This is a genomic window from Zobellia barbeyronii (assembly GCF_018603515.1).
GTDB classification, from domain to species: Bacteria; Bacteroidota; Bacteroidia; order Flavobacteriales; family Flavobacteriaceae; genus Zobellia; species Zobellia barbeyronii.
The window spans coordinates 913,924-931,764 of record NZ_JACATN010000002.1; the positions used below are offsets into that span (position 1 = coordinate 913,924).

The 17,841-nt window shown below is 36.1% G+C and carries 14 protein-coding genes; all 14 read right to left on the minus strand.

The genetic code is table 11. The features are described from left to right. Position 1: 1 nt before the first annotated feature. Complete coding sequence (locus HW347_RS08360) at positions 2 to 622, minus strand: HD domain-containing protein (RefSeq protein ID WP_214611416.1); 621 nt, start codon at positions 620 to 622, stop codon at positions 2 to 4. A 5-nt stretch (positions 623 to 627) separates the two neighbouring features. Beyond that, on the minus strand, positions 628 to 1,281 hold the full coding sequence (locus HW347_RS08365) for a phosphatase PAP2 family protein (RefSeq protein WP_214611417.1): 654 nt from the start codon (positions 1,279 to 1,281) through the stop codon (positions 628 to 630). Between the two features lie 74 nt (positions 1,282 to 1,355). Further along, complete coding sequence (locus HW347_RS08370) at positions 1,356 to 1,928, minus strand: phosphatase PAP2 family protein (RefSeq protein WP_214611418.1); 573 nt, start codon at positions 1,926 to 1,928, stop codon at positions 1,356 to 1,358. 112 nt (positions 1,929 to 2,040) lie between these two features. Beyond that, positions 2,041 to 2,925 (minus strand): diacylglycerol/lipid kinase family protein, encoded by an 885-nt coding sequence (locus HW347_RS08375; protein WP_214611419.1) that lies wholly within the window; start codon positions 2,923 to 2,925, stop codon positions 2,041 to 2,043. After that, positions 2,922 to 4,907: an LTA synthase family protein gene (locus HW347_RS08380; RefSeq protein ID WP_214611420.1), complete on the minus strand. Its 1,986-nt coding sequence runs from the start codon at positions 4,905 to 4,907 to the stop codon at positions 2,922 to 2,924. Before HW347_RS08380 ends, HW347_RS08375 begins: the two co-directional genes overlap by 4 nt. Positions 4,908 to 4,992: 85 nt before the next feature. After that, a complete protein-coding gene (locus tag HW347_RS08385; protein WP_214611421.1) occupies positions 4,993 to 5,463 on the minus strand; it encodes a hypothetical protein in 471 nt (156 codons plus the stop codon). A 217-nt stretch (positions 5,464 to 5,680) separates the two neighbouring features. Continuing rightward, positions 5,681 to 6,142, minus strand: a complete 462-nt coding sequence (locus HW347_RS08390) for a PepSY-like domain-containing protein (RefSeq protein ID WP_214611422.1) — start codon at positions 6,140 to 6,142, stop codon at positions 5,681 to 5,683. Between the two features lie 436 nt (positions 6,143 to 6,578). Next, a complete protein-coding gene (locus HW347_RS08395; RefSeq protein ID WP_214611423.1) occupies positions 6,579 to 8,996 on the minus strand; it encodes a TonB-dependent receptor domain-containing protein in 2,418 nt (805 codons plus the stop codon). Positions 8,997 to 9,104: 108 nt separating this feature from the next. Next, on the minus strand, positions 9,105 to 10,358 hold the full coding sequence (locus HW347_RS08400; protein ID WP_449668842.1) for a sensor histidine kinase: 1,254 nt from the start codon (positions 10,356 to 10,358) through the stop codon (positions 9,105 to 9,107). A gap of 1 nt (position 10,359) precedes the next feature. Further along, complete coding sequence (locus HW347_RS08405; RefSeq protein WP_214611425.1) at positions 10,360 to 11,034, minus strand: response regulator transcription factor; 675 nt, start codon at positions 11,032 to 11,034, stop codon at positions 10,360 to 10,362. Between the two features lie 60 nt (positions 11,035 to 11,094). After that, positions 11,095 to 12,186 (minus strand): serine hydrolase domain-containing protein, encoded by a 1,092-nt coding sequence (locus HW347_RS08410; protein WP_214611426.1) that lies wholly within the window; start codon positions 12,184 to 12,186, stop codon positions 11,095 to 11,097. Between the two features lie 151 nt (positions 12,187 to 12,337). Beyond that, positions 12,338 to 13,861 (minus strand): phosphoethanolamine--lipid A transferase EptA, encoded by a 1,524-nt coding sequence (gene eptA / locus HW347_RS08415; protein WP_214611427.1) that lies wholly within the window; start codon positions 13,859 to 13,861, stop codon positions 12,338 to 12,340. Positions 13,862 to 13,923: 62 nt separating this feature from the next. After that, positions 13,924 to 16,923, minus strand: a complete 3,000-nt coding sequence (locus tag HW347_RS08420; protein WP_214611428.1) for an efflux RND transporter permease subunit — start codon at positions 16,921 to 16,923, stop codon at positions 13,924 to 13,926. After that, complete coding sequence (locus HW347_RS08425; RefSeq protein WP_214611429.1) at positions 16,920 to 17,840, minus strand: efflux RND transporter periplasmic adaptor subunit; 921 nt, start codon at positions 17,838 to 17,840, stop codon at positions 16,920 to 16,922. Before HW347_RS08425 ends, HW347_RS08420 begins: the two co-directional genes overlap by 4 nt. Between the last annotated feature and the right edge of the window lies 1 nt (position 17,841).

A 17,841-nucleotide genomic window follows, 5' to 3' on the forward strand; every position in this document is an offset into this window, starting at 1 on the left:
TCTAAAAAGGATTGGTTGATCGCTTTAAATATACTTGTGTATACTTCTGCTTTAGTTGGTTTAAATTTTTTTGTTTTATAGGTTCAAGTAAATCCTTACCATATTTGGTATGGTATCGATGTTGTTCTAAAAAAGTTATGTTTAAGGCATACCAAGCCTCATCAGTATATCTCACTTCTAAGAATTTCTCCCATTCTTGTCTAATTAATTTATTCTTCGCCGTAAAGAATTTTGTTCCCAAATGAAAGAGGTCTGCATCACAAATAATTTCCTCTAAATAGTTCTTAGGTTCTTGGGGCATTCGCGTAGCCTTGATACAATCGGTAACCATCTTTAGTTTTTCAACTGGGTAGTTTTGTCCATTTAAAAAATCAGTTGCCTTAATTACACTAAAATTCTCGTGCCCCTTAAAAACTGTGGCATTGCCTGTGTCATGAAATAAAGCAGCCAATAAAACAGGTTTAAGCTCATCATTGTTCAGATATCCATAGCTTCCTATTTTCTTTACATTCGAAAAAACTTCCATTGTATGTTCTACATTGTGGAATGGCAATGATTTACAGCGACTTCCCATCAAAACCCTAGTGCAATATTTTTGTGCATTCTTTAGAATTTCTTCCATGGTAGTTAGAGTTTTTTAGAGAAATAAAATCCAACCGTGTTATCATCATATCTTGGGATAAACGTAATATCCTTAGATTTTACGAACGGATTCCATTTGAATAAATAGTCAAAATGATACACCAGTTTAGTTACCAATACTCCTAGCCCTGCCCCTACCATTACGTCAGACACCCAATGTTTGTTGTTTAAAAGGCGGAACGCCCCTGTGGTTGCAGCAAGCCCATAGCCGCTATAGGCAAGAATGGGGCTTGTATCCTTAAATTCCTCGTATAATACTGAACCGGTAGAAAAAGAGATTGATGTATGTCCTGATGGGAACGATTTATCATTAAAACCATTGGGTCGGACTTTATAAATACTATTTTTTAGAAACTTTGTCAGTACATCAGTTAACACCATTGAAATGGCCAAATTCTTCGTCTGATCAAACCAATGACTTTTAGCATCTACTCCTACAATATCTGCGGTATACATTAAGGCTATGGGAATGTATCTGGTATAATCATCTACAGGAACATCAAAATCGTTGCCAACCCAATTCCGGGTTGTTGTGTTTAGCGACTTTTCCAATCCACTATCGGATAACAAGATTCCCGAAGCAATTAAAGATAAAGGAATTACACTTTTTGGCAGCATCCCTTTTCTTTTTTGAATCATTGAATCTTTTTGGCAAAATCCACAGGATAAACCAACTAAAAAGAAACATATAGTGACTACAATGGTTTTCATCCTTAGAATTTAAATTTAAAGCCTAGTGCAACACTTTCTGCATCACTTGCGAACGTAATTTGCATGTGTTCTTTTTGATAAGGTGTTGTAAAAAGATAGGCACTTCCGATTCCGACTACCGCACCGGCAAGAACATCCCAGCCATCGTGTTTCTGCGCGTTAATGCGGCTGTAACCTGTAAGACCGGCTAAGGCATAGGCGGGGATACCTAATTTCCAGCCATACCTTTTTTGAATAAAAGCAGCACTTTGAAACGTGGTAGAGGTATGTCCTGAAGGGAAGGCGCGATTTCCATTACCATATGGTCTATTTTTGTTTAGCGCATATTTTAAACCAACCGTTAGAGCCTGATTGAGCAAAGCCCCTTTTGTAAATTGCCAAGTGCCCTTATAGTCTCCGATAACCAATGAACCTGTCAACGCTGCTGCCGGTAGCGAGAACAGCAGTATATCACCTGTGGTTTGAATGGCCTTGTCTTGTGCAATTGACCTTCCCACCACAATAAACAGGCAAGTAAAAAGGAAAAACGAAAATAATGGTCTGGCACTATTTCTGGTAAGAATGGGGAAATTCATTGCAATGTTTTTTTTTATGGAATTTTAAAACCTAAATTCTAATCAAAAGTAACACCCAATTCTAAAGAGAATTTAAAGTATGGGCTTTGGAGAAAAAGAAATGTGAAAGCTTCTATGGAACTAGTATGCACAAGGATTTTTCTTTTATAGATATCTCTAAAACCCCTTTTTCGATTTGGTGTAGCTCCCCATCCAACTGAGATTCAAAATGAGCAGTGTCGTTTCTGGCCAATCTTAATTCTTTGGTTTGAAAACTTTTAGCTTCCTTTAACCAATACACCCGCCTAAAAAGTATTAGAACGGCAAGCCACAGCATTTTGAGCCTACTGATTTTAGATATTATCAAAACGTCCAGCAGCCCGTCCTGTAAAGAAGCTTTTGGTGTAAGACTTAGATTATATCCCATTTCGTTGGAATTAGAAACCATAATGATAAAAGGATTATCCACTCGGCCTATTTTATTGATATTTACCGAAAGTCCATTGTTTTTTCCCATGGCCCGAAACGAAGTCAAACAAGCATTAACGTAACCCAATAACGTACGCTTATGAGATGACTCATAATGTTTAATAACAGTGGCATCAAAGCCGATGCCCATATTGCTAAAAAAATGGCGGTCATTAATCTTTCCCACATCAATTTTCGTCACATTCCGTTCTTTAATAATGGCTAATGCTTTGCGAAGATTCTTAGGAATACGAAGATTTGAAGCAAGACCATTGCCTGAACCCATAGGAATGATACCCAAAGGTATAGAGGTACCAACCAAACAGGAGGCCACTTCGTTAATTGTACCGTCACCCCCACAGGCTACAATAATATCTGCTTTCTGGGTAATGGATTCACGTGTAAGAACAATGGCATGGTTCTTATATTCAGAATGTTTTACAACTAAATGATGATGACTTCTTATGAAATAAGGCAGGAGAAATTCTTTGGTCAATAACGACCTTCCGTGTCCTGCAACGGGGTTGACAATAAAGTGGATAGCTATCATTTTTTAAGATTATCCAATTTTAGCCCATTGTTTTGGTATAAATAGTCGGCCACTTGATAGTTTGCTATGGTGGTTTCCAACAAACTCTTGTCCATAGATAAAGGGGATAGACTATTGTCTTCGGAGTTCCATTGATAAAAATGGGAAATTTTTCCGTCTCCTAAGACTATAACTTTATTATCTTTTAAGTATCCTAGCTTTCTATAGTTCCCTATAAAAGCACGCTCATCCTGTGGCTCCATTTTTAGGATATTTAGACCAAAAAGATTGGTTTCGTAATCCCATCCCAGAGCTGCAAAAAGCGTCGGGAACATATCAATCTGCGAACTCAATTTATCTATTTTCTGCGGTTGAACAGTTGGTAGGTTATAAATCAATGCAGGAATATGATAGTTCCGAACATCCAGTTCCCAGCGTCCTGCACTGCTCGCACAATGGTCACTCATGATAACAAACACTGTATTCTTGAACCAAGCCTTTGTTTGAGCTGTTTTAAGAAATTCTCCAATGGCGTAATCAGTGTATTTTATTGCTCCATTTCTTCCCGTACCAGAAGGTATGTCCACCTTACCTTCTGGATAGGTGTAGGGTTTGTGATTGGAAGTCGTCATAACAAAATTAAAAAACGGCTTTTCCGTTAGGTATGCCTTATCTGCTTCCTTTATAACTTTAGCGTAAATGTCTTCATCACAAACGCCCCAGGCATTTTCAAAAGTTACTTCATCATCTTCAATATTGGTACGACTAGTAGTTATATTTTTATCCAATAAAAAACCGCGGCCCCTATCTACAATATTAAAACCGTTACCTCCAAAATAGGTGTTCATATTATCAAAATATCCATCTCCACCATAGAAGAAATTACGTTCGTATCCTTTTTGCTTAAAAACTTCGCCAATAGTAAAGAGTCCTGAGTTATCCTTCCTTTTTACTATGCTACGACCAGGTGTAGGTGGAATAGAAAGTGTAATTGCCTCCATGCCACGAACAGTGCGAGTACCAGTTGCAAAAAGGTTTGTGAAAAATAAACTTTTATCGGCTAAAGAATCTAACGTAGGGGTAATATTGTAATCTCCACCCAATGAATTCAAGTATTTACCGCTAAGACTTTCTATACATATGAAAATTACGTTTGGTTTTTTTGGCACTTGAGCGCTATCCCTATTTTTAATCAATCTGAAAATTTCGTTTTGTGAGGGATTTAAAATAATTTCACCTTTATCAACAAACTCATTCTTTACTTTTTTAAATGCCGTTTCTTGGGAAATAGTATTGTAGAATTCTGAATATGCAAGCTCGTTGTTTCTGAAAGCTGCAAAAAAGGAATAAATGCCCGCTTTCGAAAGTTCGTTATTATAACGGTTCTTTGACCATTCAGCTTGATCGTTCGATACTGACACTCCACATACCAATGCAACCGTGAACCAAGGTAAAGAAGCAATTAATTTTTGTTTGAACCCTACCTCATTATGAAATGTTTGCTGAAAATAACCGTACTTAAATACCAAGAAGATAGTTGCAGCAACCAAAACCAATAAAGAACCTATTAATATTGGTAAAGGGTATGATTCATTAATATTCTGTACTACCTCATAGGTATAGATTAGATAGTCAACAGCTATAAAGTTATACCTTCTTTGAAATTCGTCCCAGAAGGTAAACTCGCCGAAAAAGGAAAAGTAGATAATCAAAACTCCTAAGAAGAAACCAATAAACGTTATCACTCTATCTAGTATAGAACCGTACCATTTTATAGGAACCAGCAACAGATATATTAAATAGGGAATTGTGAAAAAGGAAACCGTTGCAATATCGAAGAGAAATCCTATTATAATGGTTTTGAATAAATTATAAATTCCCGTATCAACCTCACCAAAATCTCGAACAACAAAACTTAATCTAACTAAAAAGGAAATTGATATAAAAACTATTACAAATGCTTTTAGCAAAGTAAAACGTTTTGGAAATAATTTAAACTTCATTGTAGCTGTTTGAAGTCAAAAGTAGATTTGAAATCTAAAGAAAAGTTAAAGTTAGCTTAAGGTAATGGTTGTTATCGTAATAGAGTCAGTCGTTTTCGATAATGATTCGAGAAGTAAATCTAATATTATCGGCAGGGATAATATTTGTAGTTCCATTACCGCTATAATACAGTCCAAATAGTTGACCGTTATTTACGATTTCAAAAATATAATCTGTATTTACTTTTGTGTTTCTTCTAAAGACACTAAAAACCAATGAGTTAGGGTATTTTAGATAGACATTATCTACTAAATCATCAGGGATTTCTTCTTCATAAATTTCTGTCTCTAAAGCTTCTAATTTTCCTTCTTTTGAATAGTAGGCAGTCATGTAATCGAACTTTTTACTGTAAAAAATGGCTATCCATTTTTGTTCAGAATTTCTTTGCCACATAATATCTTTAGCACCAACAAACCTACGTAAAAACGCTTCTTCAATTACTTTTGGTACCGATGGGGAACATGATATTAATATAAATGTCGCCACAAGAAGCAGGAAAGCGATTTTAGTTTTCATACCGTTAAATTATAATGGTTGATTATCCCGGTGATAGTGAAGGTTCTAATTGGATTTTTTTGCGTAAACCTTTAGATCTACTACTTGTTATAGGTAATAAAAATGGCCGTAACACTTAAAATCACGACCATTTTAGCTAACCACAAAAAAAGATTTCCTGAAATAAAGAGCATGCTAAATTTTCATCCGAACCAATGGTTAACTTCTCAAGAAATAGTTAATCTTTATCTTTCAATTTTATCTTCTTATTGACCACTTTACCGTTAGTATCAATAACAATCTCCAATTCTTCTTCTCCCATCTCCAACTCAAATTCATATACGGAACCTTCTTGGGTTTCTGATATTTCGACTTCTTCGATTTTATATCCTAAAAATTCAGTATCTAAAGTCGTTTTTACATTTGCAGGAATGGCTTTCTTTTTAATCTCATGCTCGGTTTCTTGCCAAGTGCCATCCTCCAAAAAGTTAGCAGAAAAATCGGTGCCTTTCATTTTGAATTCACCTTCCCATTCTGTATCCGATTCCTTTTCCCATTTCACCTTTTTTACGGCAGGAAATTTTTTAGCGAATGCATCTTTCACTTTTTGGGGCACATCTTCTGTAGTACTAAAAGAATAAAGACCCGATCCAATTACTGCGGCAATGAGTACCGCTCCTAAAACTTTGATTTTCTTCATGATATGTATTTAAATTAGAGTCTAAAAATACTATCGAATTCTAAAGATTATTTAAAGGAAATCTAAAGAAATTTTTGGTTTTAAATACTTTATTGAATCTGTTAAAGCTCTTGACCTGACTCCGTCAAACCAAATCTATAACTAAGGGTAGGAGAATTATTTATTCTTATACAAACCTAAATTTAATTACTTCAAATTGATTTTCACCCCTGCTTTTAGGGTGAATCTATACTATAAATCATTCTGCTTGGAAATCCAATATATTGCAATCATAAAAGGAATAATGAAAAAGACTCCCATTAGTATATGAAAAATAGCTTTGGCCCACCAAATTATTTGATTTTTCGAATTCCACATAACTACCTTTATTTAAAATATTGGAGAAAGGTATAACCCAATTTTAAAGAAATTCTAAAGAGTTTTTAGCTAAAAAACCTTAAAAGCGATATTTTATTCCTAAACGAACAATTTGGGTCTCGTAATAGTTCTCATATCGTGCAGAAAAACCTTCACCATCCAATTCTTGACGAATTCCAAAAGTGTTGAAGATATCTGTGGCCGCCAAAGTCAGTTCACCTTTATTCTCCCAAATATTCTTCTTAAGACCTACATCTATTGAGGAGCGACTTAATTGTTCTCCTTGAGGAATATTTTTTGCAGAATAATAAACACCAGTTAGTTGTGCCGATATTTCCAGGGGTAATTTAAATTCGCTGGTTAGTTTTGCATCCCAAGCCTCATCGGTTGATTCATTTATAATAAATGGCCGCTCAAATGGAAATAGCAATGTACCCTGATATGTATCTATAGTATTAATATACCCATTAAAACTAGCAGACATTTTAAACGAATTCGTAATGTCTTGACTAAACAGTAATTCAATACCTGTGTTAGTAGCACTTCCTGTATTTTGATAAATTCTGTTTACTATATTGTAATCAGGATTGGAATCGTCTATACTAAATATACGCATGTATTGATCTTGTATCATTCTATGGTATAGCGCAGAAAAAAGTGACCCTGTCCCCCATGAATATTTGTGCGCTAGCTCAATTGCATCGGTAAACTGTGGCCTTAAATAGGGATTACCCACTTTTAACAATTCAGGGTCATCGTATTTTGGGAATATACGCAGTTCAGGTTCGCCTGGGCGATCTATCCTCCTATTATAAAAGGCCGAAAGTTTATTGTTGTCGTTCAGCTTGTATGTAAACCGTATGCTCGGAAATAGCTCAAAATAATCATATTTATCATTGTTTGGGTAATATGTGTTGGCTGGGTCTACATCATAGAACACTTCCGTTTGTTCAGCTCGCAGTCCAGCTTCTATGTCATATTTTTCTTTTTCCAAAAGGTAATTGACATAGCCTGCATAAAGATTTTCTCCCCAGTCCGAATATGTACCCAAGTCGGGATAAATAATAGAGTTGTTACCTGGTGTAATCGTATAGTCTACGGGTAATCGCCTAACACGAAGTTTAGCCCCGAGTTCTATACGTCCGTTTTTTAGCGGACGTATATAATCCGTAGATAAGCTCGTTGTATTCTCGATAGCACGTATATTCGTCTTGTCCCTTCCGATTCTTACTGCAGAACTATCGTTCAAAGAATAGGTTTCATCTTCCAACCCCTGGGTATATTGCGCATTGGCGCTCAACGTATGTCCTGCCTGTTCAAACTTATGCCGATAGCTTATAGCTGCATTAATGTAGCGCGTAACTTCTTCCTCCTGCCAATTATAGAAACGGTTTCGAATGTTGTTATCCAAATTGATAAATGCTACTTGAGAAGTATCAATATGCTTTTCGCGGTCATACAATCCGGACAAGGTAAAGCTGTTGTTTTCGTCTAGATCATAATCAATACCTCCATTAATAATTGAACGGAACTGCTTTCTGTTTTCAGGCACTTGGGAAATGATATTGCGACCGTCATCATAATTTCTTGTTGTAAACTCGTTATTAGGCAGAGCCTCTTGTAAGATAAATTCCGATTGTAGAAAATAATTAAGTTTTCCCTTTCTATAGTTTAAATTGATACTAGGAATCAATTTCTGATTGTTGGAAAAACTACCCAGATCGGTCTTGGTATCAAGTTTTCGTTTTCCTAAAGCACCCAAACCATAAGAGAGCCCTACATCACCGTTCAATCCGGTTTGTTTTTCCTTTTTATAAACGATATTCACTATGCCAGCAAAACCATTGGCATCATACTTTGCCGACGGATTATTAATAATCTCGATTTTTTCAATATTGGACGCAGGAATATTCCCTAAACCTTTTTGGTTTCCAAAACCGGTAAGACTACTTTGTTTACCGTCAATAAGTACCACTACCTTATCGCTACCCCGCAATACCACTTTACCTTCTTGATCAAAGGCAACTCCTGGCATCGTTTTCATTGCATCTAATACCGAACCTCCTGACTGGGCAATATTATCTGCTAAACTAAAAGACTTTTTATTCAGGTCTGAATTGGTAGTGGCTTGTTTTCCGGTTACCTGAACTTCCTTTAAAGCTTCTGCCGAGGGACTAAGCTTAATTTTTCCTAAATCAAAAACGGAATTTAGACCACCGGCCAATAACGTTTGGTCCGAACCTGCATATCCAATGAAGGAGAAATAAATTTCATATTTGCCAAATGGTATTTCCTGCATTTCAAACCTACCATTATCATCAGTCATAGAACCTGTCACCAGCGTATTACTCCCAAAGGAATGTACGGCTACATTAGCAAATGGCAAGGGTTCTTCTGTTTCTGCATCTAATAGTTGTCCACTTACAGTTATAGTTTCCTGAGAAAATAGACCAAGGGTAGATAAAATAAAAATAATAGAGATAAAGATTCTTAACATATAATATTAAATTTTATTAAATGCGCAAAGTACATCTGAAACCTAAAGGGAATTTAAAGTTGTTCTTAGTTTAATATATTATGTAAAAAATCAGAAGAAATATTCAAGTTAGAATTTAACTGTGAAGATATGCCTGCCACTCTTAAAAGTATAGTTGATGTCAAATTTATAGATGTCGCAAATTCTCTTAACAATTGCCAACCCCAGACCAGTAGATTTAATAGCTTCAGACTCTCTATAGAATCTTGAGTACAAATTTTCGGGGTGTTCTAAGGGCTTACTACCGGAATTAGATATGGAATACATATTTTCCATAAAATTGATATCAATAGTTCCGTCCGGGTCACTATGCTTTAGTGCATTTGATATTAAGTTGTTACATAGCACTTCTGCTAAATAAGGATCCATGGCTGCCAGAATATTGGCATCACCTGAAATTTTAATTTGAACATTAGATAGTTCCTGGAAATTTTTAACCGTTTTTTCAACAAGTAGATTCATATCTACACTTTCCATATTGACAAATTGATTATTCTCAATTTTTGTCAAAAGCGTAAGACGTTTGTTCATTTGGGTTAACCGCTGGATATCTCTTTGAATAGATGTTAAATGCTCGAACTGAATATCATTCAAACCATCTCCATTAATAATATTCTCAATTTTAGCTTGGATGATGGCCAGGGGGGTTTGTAGTTCGTGCGAAACGTCTTCCGTATATTGTTTCAGGTTTTTATAATCTGAACGTACCTTGTTCGTTAAAACCTCAATCTCATCTTTAAATTCTGAAAATTCTATAATTTCACTATCTATCAGATATAAAGCCTTATCCGATGTAACGGAGAAATTTTTCATAGCTTCAAGGTTTGTGAAAAAAGGAAGCCACATTTTTTTATTTCGCGCTTTGTTGAGGTAGAATAAAAATATAAAAATTAAAAGGATAATGGTCACATAAGAAAGTATAATGGCAATCAATATATTCTCAGACTCAACAATAAGGTTACGGACAGTAATCTTATACTTTGTGCCATTAATTTCCTTAAATGTAGATAGCTCTCGAAACTCCTCCATTTCTTTCTGTGAAGGATCATAAATAACGGTGTCTTTTAATATTTTTTCAGTAATGAAATTAACACTGGCGACCTCGACTACAGGAGGCAAGGAAAATGGCGTACCATTTTCACCAAGGATCGTTTCAACTCTAGCTGTGGTAGAATAAAGTTCTTCTTCCACTTCTGCTCTCATTAAGTTTTTGACATAAAAATAAAGAGTTATTGTGCTAACAATCATTAAAACAAAACTTACCCAGAGAAAAGTTCTCGAAGTTTTTCTAATCAGTCCTATTTTATTATTCCCTTTTGCCAATTTAATCTTCTATAAATTTATAGCCGCTGCCATATGCTGTTTTTATATATTTTGCTCCTTCACTGGTCATTTTTTTACGCAAATTATTTATGTGTACGTAAATAAAGTCAAAATTATCGGCAAGATCACTGTTATCTCCCCATAAATGCTCTGCTATAATTTCTTTAGAAAGTACCCGCCCCATGTTGGTCATAAAAAAGACCAATAAATCATATTCCTTGCGGGTTAACGATAGTGCTTTACCGTTTACATAGGCTGTCCTAGATTTGGTGTCCACGTTTATCTCATTAAAAGTAATAGTGTCGTCGCCTCCATACTTACCTCTTCTTAACACTGCTTTAATTCTAGAATTAAGTTCAGCCAAATGAAAAGGTTTTGTAATATAGTCGTCCGCGCCAAGATCTAGTCCATCTAGTTTATCATCTAATGAATTGTTGGCCGATATGATGATAACCCCGGATTCTGTTTTGTTTTTTTTCAAAGTTTTGAGAACATCTAAGCCACTTCCAGTGGTTAAATTGATATCTAACAAAATTATGTCATATTCGTAAAGATCTACTTTGTAGATTGTCTCGGTAAAATCAGATGCTACTTCACATGTATTACCATCCTTTTCCAAATAGGTGGCAATAGATTGCTGTAAAGCGATTTCGTCTTCGGCGATTAATATTTTCATCTATAGTAAATTTAAGCATAAAGCTAGTACTTGAATCTAATGGAATTCTAAAGTTTGATTTTATAGCTGATCAATCAATTGTAAAAAAACCTCTTTCCAGTAATTCGGGTGGTATGCCGTGTCCGTATTACCAAATCTAACAATCATTATATTCTTTTCAGGGTACATATATAAAAATTGCCCGTATAGACCAATGGCAAAATAGCTACCATATTTCAAAGGACCTAAACCCCAATTGTTATTGTAATAGCGCTTATTGTTTCCAGAGGGATCCGGGCAAGTAGAATAATCGACCCATTCCTTCGGTACTATTTGTTTGCCTTCCCAGTTGCCGTTGTTCAAATATAAGCGACCGAATTTTGCGAAGTCAATTGTTCGAGCCTGAAGACAGCAGAAGGCCTTTTCAATGGCATTTTTATCTGTACCATCCAAACTCCATGATGCGGATGCCTCCATACCGAGTGGCTTCCAAAGTTTTTCGGAGAGATAATTAGATAAGGTTCCTTCCGTTACCCGCTCTAGAATCATTCCCAATAATTGGGTATTGATACTGCTGTACTTGAATTGCGTGTCGGGCGGAAATTCCAATTCTGCCTCTAATACTTCTTCACGTAAGTCATGACCCCAATAGTACTTAGCGTTATCGGAAGTTAAACTAAATTTGCCATCGCTGAATTTAATTCCTGAAGTATGATGTAATAAATTTCGGACCTTAATCTTTCCCCAACCCACCCTTTCCTTGTACTCGGGCAAGTAATCGACTATTTTATCTTCAACACTCCCTATTCTTCCTTCATTAATTGCAATTCCTACCAAAGTTGAAATCATGGGTTTGACCATGGAAAAACTGGAAACCAAGGTAGTATCCGAATAGGGTTCACTATAATGCTCATACAATAAAGTATCGTTACGGATAACCAAAAATGAAATGGTATTGTGCATACGGACAAAAGTTTCCAAACTGACACTGGTAGAATTAAAAGCCTTATTGGACAAAGCAATAGTAGTACCCAACTTAACATCTTTCTTTGTTTTGATAAAATTAAAATTCGGCACTTGATTGGCAACCTTACGTTGCGGAAAGTGCCTATAATCATTTTGACTTGGCAGCCCTCCATATCGCAACGACCTGTAAACGGTGCACGAATTCACCAGAAGGCAAGTCAGAAATACAAAGATTAAAAATCGGTTTTTATACAGAAGAGGTAACATACGGTTGGTTTATTACCATAAATGTATTAGAAGAATCTAAGGGAATTCTAAAGTAAGTGAAGGCTTTTCTATTTGAAAGTATTGTAGAAAATTATTTTTTCAAAATGCTCATGTCTTTGTCATATATGGGGCTCTCAACCTCTAAAAAGTCTAAAATACTATGGAACACGTTATATTGAGACAATGTTTTCTTGTTTTTAAATTGTAATGATTTATCAGTTGTCCATACTATAAATGGGATTTCAAATTGCTCTTTGGGTGCAATACTTAAAGGTATTCCATGCATATATAAGTTTTTTTCACCTAAAGATTCGCCATGGTCTGAAACATAAATCATTCCAGAATTATATTCATTTAGCTGTTTAAGGTTTTCAATCACTTTGGCTAAGAGATAATCTGTATATAGAATGGTATTATCATACGCGTTCACTAATTCTTGATTTGTACAGTTGGATAATTCAACACTCTTACATACGGGAGTAAATTGTTCAAATTCTGGTGGATATTTTTTGTAATAGGTAGGACCATGACTGGTGCTCGTATGAAGAACTATTAAAATCTTGTTCTTTTTACTTTTTACTATTAAATCTTTTAATTGATAAAGTAAAACATCGTCGTAATCACACTCGGTACCTTCGCATAATTCTCGAAGATAATTCTGATCCTGGTAGTTTTTGATATTCACCTTAGGTTCTCCCCAGTTGGTAGTTCTCCAAATAACTTCAACATCATTTCTATTTAAGTAGTTAGGTAAAATTTCATTTAAATCATTACTTTCTTTATAATCTAAAATAGCCTTAACCCCCGCTGTTGTATAGGTAGCAGATGATTGTGCTTCGTATACATGAAGATCTTTTATTTTGGCTAGTAATGGGTTTGTATTTCTATCATAACCATACAGAGAATAGTTTGCACTTCTAGCAGACTCTCCAATTACGAGAACAACTATAGATTTTCTATCATTTGTTATTTTGGCATCTGGTAGTAGTGTCTGTTTTTGATTCTGCTTATTTTCTTTGTGGTAGAATCTTATCGTATTTGCTACATATGACCATGGCATAACTAAAGAGCCTAATGTTTTTGAATTTTTATCGACCCATAACCAATTTGGAGCGTTGACATAAGTTATGGATAACAAAAAAATTAAAGCCAACGAACAATGTAATAGAAAGGGTTTCAATTTAACTCTTTCATATTTAAGGCGATATATAAATAGACTTGGAAGTACTCCAAGGAATATAAGATAACTGAGAAGCGTAAATGATATAAAGCTACTTGCTTCATCATAATTGGTATTAAGAATATTACCAATCATTGAACGGTCTATTAATACACCATAATTAACGATAAAATAAACACATAAAGAATTGATGATGAAGAATAAAATCAAAAGCCATTTACCAACATGTCTGAGCAAGTAAACGGCTATATAAAATATAAAGAAATTTGATACTATTGCTGTAATAACCAAGCTGGTGATTAATAACACTCCATTGAATGTGCTAAGTTCAATATTGTTGTACCCCAATTTAAAAAGAGGTATATTATATAACACCACATTAATAAAACTAGCGATTAAAGCATAAAAAGGTGTTTCTATTTTCTTTTTGAACATCTCTTTATAATTTTGATAGGTATAGGATAACCAATAAAATTTTAAAAAAGGATATCATTTAATTACTCTTTAATAATTTTTAAAATAGTTGGAAGTACAATCAACAACAAGGGTAAAGCAAATCCCAACCCACCAATAACGGCAATAGCCAAGGGTTGATGTAGCTGCGCCCCAGCCCCTATTCCTAAAGCGAGAGGAATCAAAGCCATTACAGCAGCAAAAGCCGTCATTAATTTAGGTCTTAACCGTGCCGCAATGGAATATTCGATTTTCTCGACATGGCTTAAAGACCCATCGCTTTCTTGGTATTGACGATACGTAAAAATGGAATTTTCTCCAATGATGCCTACAATCATAATAATACCCGTGTAGCTACCAACATTTAGTGGTGTTCCTGTAAGATATAAACTCAAAAGTGAACCAGCCACACCCAATACAGCAATTACGATAATCGCCAATGCAATCTTTATTTTTCGAAATAGAAACAGAATGACAATAAATACCAATAAAATAGCAGATACCAAAATCATCAAAAGTTCTTTAAATGCTTTTTGCTGATCTTTGTATGCTCCTCCATATTCAATACTATAACCTGATGGAAGGCTGATATTCTTAGTCAATTGAGCTTGTATATCCTTCAAGGTAGAACCTAAATCCCGATTGTTCAGTCTCGCAGTAATCACGCCCATCGATTTTTGGTTCTCTCTATTGATTTCGGCTACACCCTTACCTATTTCAATGGTAGCAACCTTTTCTATTGGCACGCTCGACCCGTTTGGTAGTAGAATGGAGGTCTTTTTTATATCTGAAACCGAAGTCTTATAGGCATCAGGATAAATCAGACGGATATCAATAATCTGCTCTTTGTCAATCATATTGCTGACCACCGTTCCTTCTATTTGAGTCTGTAGCTGTAATTGAAAATCGGCAGGAGTCATACCGAATTGTGCCAAAATAGGCACATTGGGAATCAGGGACAGCGTTGGTCCCGCAACGATCAAGCCATCATTAACATCAGCAGTACCGTTCACCTTTTCTATCTCTGAGGCAATTTCTTTTGATAATGTTTCCAGACGGTTTATGTCATCGCCGAACACTTTGACCTCTATGGGTTGAACCGATGACATCAAGTCTCCCAACATATCCCCTATTACCTGCCCAAAATCGATGGTTAACTGCGGAACCAAGGCTTCTATACGACGACGTATTTCATCCGAAACCTCCGTAGTGGTCGTGCTGCGCTTGTCCTTCAACTTGATTAAATAATCGCCTCGGTTCGGTTCGGTAATAAAAAAGCCCATTTGTGTACCCAGTCTGGCGGAATAGGCCTCAACTTCGGGTTGAGTATCTAAAATACCGTTTACTATCTGTAGCATGCGGTCAGTTTCTTCCAAAGTTGTCCCTGCAGGACTATTGTAATCCAATACTATACTGCCTTCATCCATTTCAGGTAAAAAGCCTGAAGGAAGTTTTGAAGGAATGATTATGATAATAGCAATACAAAGCACCATAAAGGCAATTCCAATAATTGGCTTCTCTAGAACACTATGAATCCACTTGGTTTTTGGTTCGTGTTTTTGTTTCAGAGATTTTTTTCGTGTAAATAGTATGGATAACACGGGAACAAGTAACCAAGTAACTAGAAAGGATGCCGCTAGAGCAATCATCATACTAAAGGCCATAACCTGAAAATAGGCTCCAGCCACGCCCGTCATCAAAATAAAAGGAATGAAAATAACCAGCGTACTCAAAGATGACCCAATCATCGCCGGAAATAAGTGCCCGATTGCCTCTCCTGCAATCCAGCCCATTGGTTTGTCATCATTTTCTTCTCGAATCTTATGAATTTGTTCGATTATGATAACCACATCATCAATCATTAAACCTATTGCGGCTGCTACAGCGCCCAAAGTCATAATATTGAAGGTGTACCCAATAGCATCCAACACAATCAAGGTAAGGGATAATGAAACAGGAATGGTAAACAACACGACCATACTTGCCGAAAAGGAACGCAAAAAGAAAATCACTACCAATAAAGCTAAGGCCAGTCCAATCCACAAAACATCCTTTATACTTGCAATGCTTGTCGTAACAAAATCCGCTTGTTTATAATAAGGTTTTAAACTAACTCCTTTTGGTAAAATGTTTTCTAGTTCAGCTACTTTTTGTTCAATGGTATTGTTGACATCGATAAGGTTGGCATTGGGCTGTTTTACAACTGCGATTATAGGTACGTTCTTTCCGTTCGCTAAAATCTTCACATACTCCTTGACCTCGTTGACTTTTACATCAGCAACATCTTTCAATCGAATCAGGCGATTGGAGTTATTTATAATAACCAACTCTTCCAAGTCGTTCAGGTCGTCGACTGCATTGTCAGTCAGCGTCAGGTACATTCGGTTGTAATCGGTAATGTATCCGTTGGACTGTAATAAATTAGAATTAACCACTGCATTTTGGATAGCCGTAATCGAAATGCCCAAAGATTTAATAATATCGGGGCGTAACTCTACTTGATATTCCTTGTCCTTACCTCCGATTACAGCAATATCGGAAACACCTGGAGTAGCAGCTAAATATGGTTTTACGGTATATTTAGCGATTTTTTTCAAATCTACTTGCGAATAACCTTCACCTTCTAAAGAATAGCCCATTACAGGAAGTATGGATGGATTCATTTTCTCTACGGAAAAGACCGTATTGGGCAAAATACTTCCTTGTGATTGATTGATAAATGATTCGATTTGTGATTTGGCAGTATTTATGTCAGTGCTCCAATCCACAAAAACTGAAATCTCACAACTTCCCCTTGAAGTGGTACTACGTATATATTGCAACCCTTCGGTACGGCGAATTATATTTTCTAACGGAATAGTTACTGTGGTCATCATCTTATCTACAGGTTGTTGCCCAGCATCTGCGATAACCTTAATTTTTGGGAAGGTAATATCTGGAAAGAGACCTGTTTTGAGATTTTTATAGGTAAAAACACCACCAATTAAAATCAGAATACCAATGGCTAAAAGCGGAAACTTATATTTGGAGTGTATGTTGTTCATTGCTTCTGTATGCTTACGATAGTAGAATCCTGCATTTGGTATCCACCTTTGGTAACAACCTTATCGCCGAGTTTCATCCCCTTCGATTCAATTTGTACCAGCGAATCATTCTTTAATTTTAGGGTTACGGAATGTTTTAAAGCCATTGAATCGTTAGTCAACTTTAGAACCCAATATTCGGTCAACAATTCATTGGTCTGCACGGCTTCTTTGGGTACCGCCATTGCCTTTGCATCTTCTCTATATATCATACGCACCTGTACATTCAGGTTTTCCGGTAAATCCTCGTTCGGAAGCGCAATCAAAAAAATCTGGGATTGGGCTATTGGGTCTATTGTAGGAAGTATGCCCGTAATCTTCGCAGAAATCGCTTTTTCGTTCTGCAAAACGATTTCACAACTGGAGCCAATGGAAACATAATCCTCGTATTCATAGGGTACATTTACCTGTACGACCAATGATTTCGGTTGTACGACAGTCGCCAGAATATCGCCTTCGGCCAAATAGTCGTTTGTGGTTACGTTGAGAGCTGTAATCACTCCCGTTGCATTGCTTTGAATACGCTGCGGCTGTATGAATTTTGACAAGGTGCTGTCAATCTTTAAAGCTTCTTTGAGGGCATCCTGTTCCTTTGTACGGACAGTTGCAAAAGTCTGTCCGGTTCGAATGGGGTCTCCTATTTTGTATTTCATCCAAGAGACATAACCTGTGACATTGGAGCGGATGTTCTCCTTTTGCTGAAATTGAGTAATACCATTGAACGTCAGGTATTCCTTAATATCATGTTGCTGCACTTCGGCCACATCAACGCTGATGGGTGCTTTTTTTCCTTTTGGGTTATCCGTTTTACTTTTACAGGACAACGCTAGTATAAAGACCAGGAAAATTGAAAGTTTTTTTATGTATTGATGTTCCATA

Bases quoted from the DNA above. Each gene is read 5' to 3' on its own strand.
- HW347_RS08390 (WP_214611422.1), bottom strand. From the start codon at position 6,142: ATGAAGAAAATCAAAGTTTTAGGAGCGGTACTCATTGCCGCAGTAATT.
- HW347_RS08360 (WP_214611416.1), bottom strand. From the start codon at position 622: ATGGAAGAAATTCTAAAGAATGCACAAAAATATTGCACTAGGGTTTTG.
- eptA (WP_214611427.1), bottom strand. From the start codon at position 13,861: ATGTTCAAAAAGAAAATAGAAACACCTTTTTATGCTTTAATCGCTAGT.
- HW347_RS08425 (WP_214611429.1), bottom strand. From the start codon at position 17,840: ATGGAACATCAATACATAAAAAAACTTTCAATTTTCCTGGTCTTTATA.
- HW347_RS08395 (WP_214611423.1), bottom strand. From the start codon at position 8,996: ATGTTAAGAATCTTTATCTCTATTATTTTTATTTTATCTACCCTTGGT.
- HW347_RS08365 (WP_214611417.1), bottom strand. From the start codon at position 1,281: ATGATTCAAAAAAGAAAAGGGATGCTGCCAAAAAGTGTAATTCCTTTA.
- HW347_RS08375 (WP_214611419.1), bottom strand. From the start codon at position 2,925: ATGATAGCTATCCACTTTATTGTCAACCCCGTTGCAGGACACGGAAGG.
- HW347_RS08385 (WP_214611421.1), bottom strand. From the start codon at position 5,463: ATGAAAACTAAAATCGCTTTCCTGCTTCTTGTGGCGACATTTATATTA.
- HW347_RS08370 (WP_214611418.1), bottom strand. From the start codon at position 1,928: ATGAATTTCCCCATTCTTACCAGAAATAGTGCCAGACCATTATTTTCG.
- HW347_RS08420 (WP_214611428.1), bottom strand. From the start codon at position 16,923: ATGAACAACATACACTCCAAATATAAGTTTCCGCTTTTAGCCATTGGT.
- HW347_RS08405 (WP_214611425.1), bottom strand. From the start codon at position 11,034: ATGAAAATATTAATCGCCGAAGACGAAATCGCTTTACAGCAATCTATT.
- HW347_RS08380 (WP_214611420.1), bottom strand. From the start codon at position 4,907: ATGAAGTTTAAATTATTTCCAAAACGTTTTACTTTGCTAAAAGCATTT.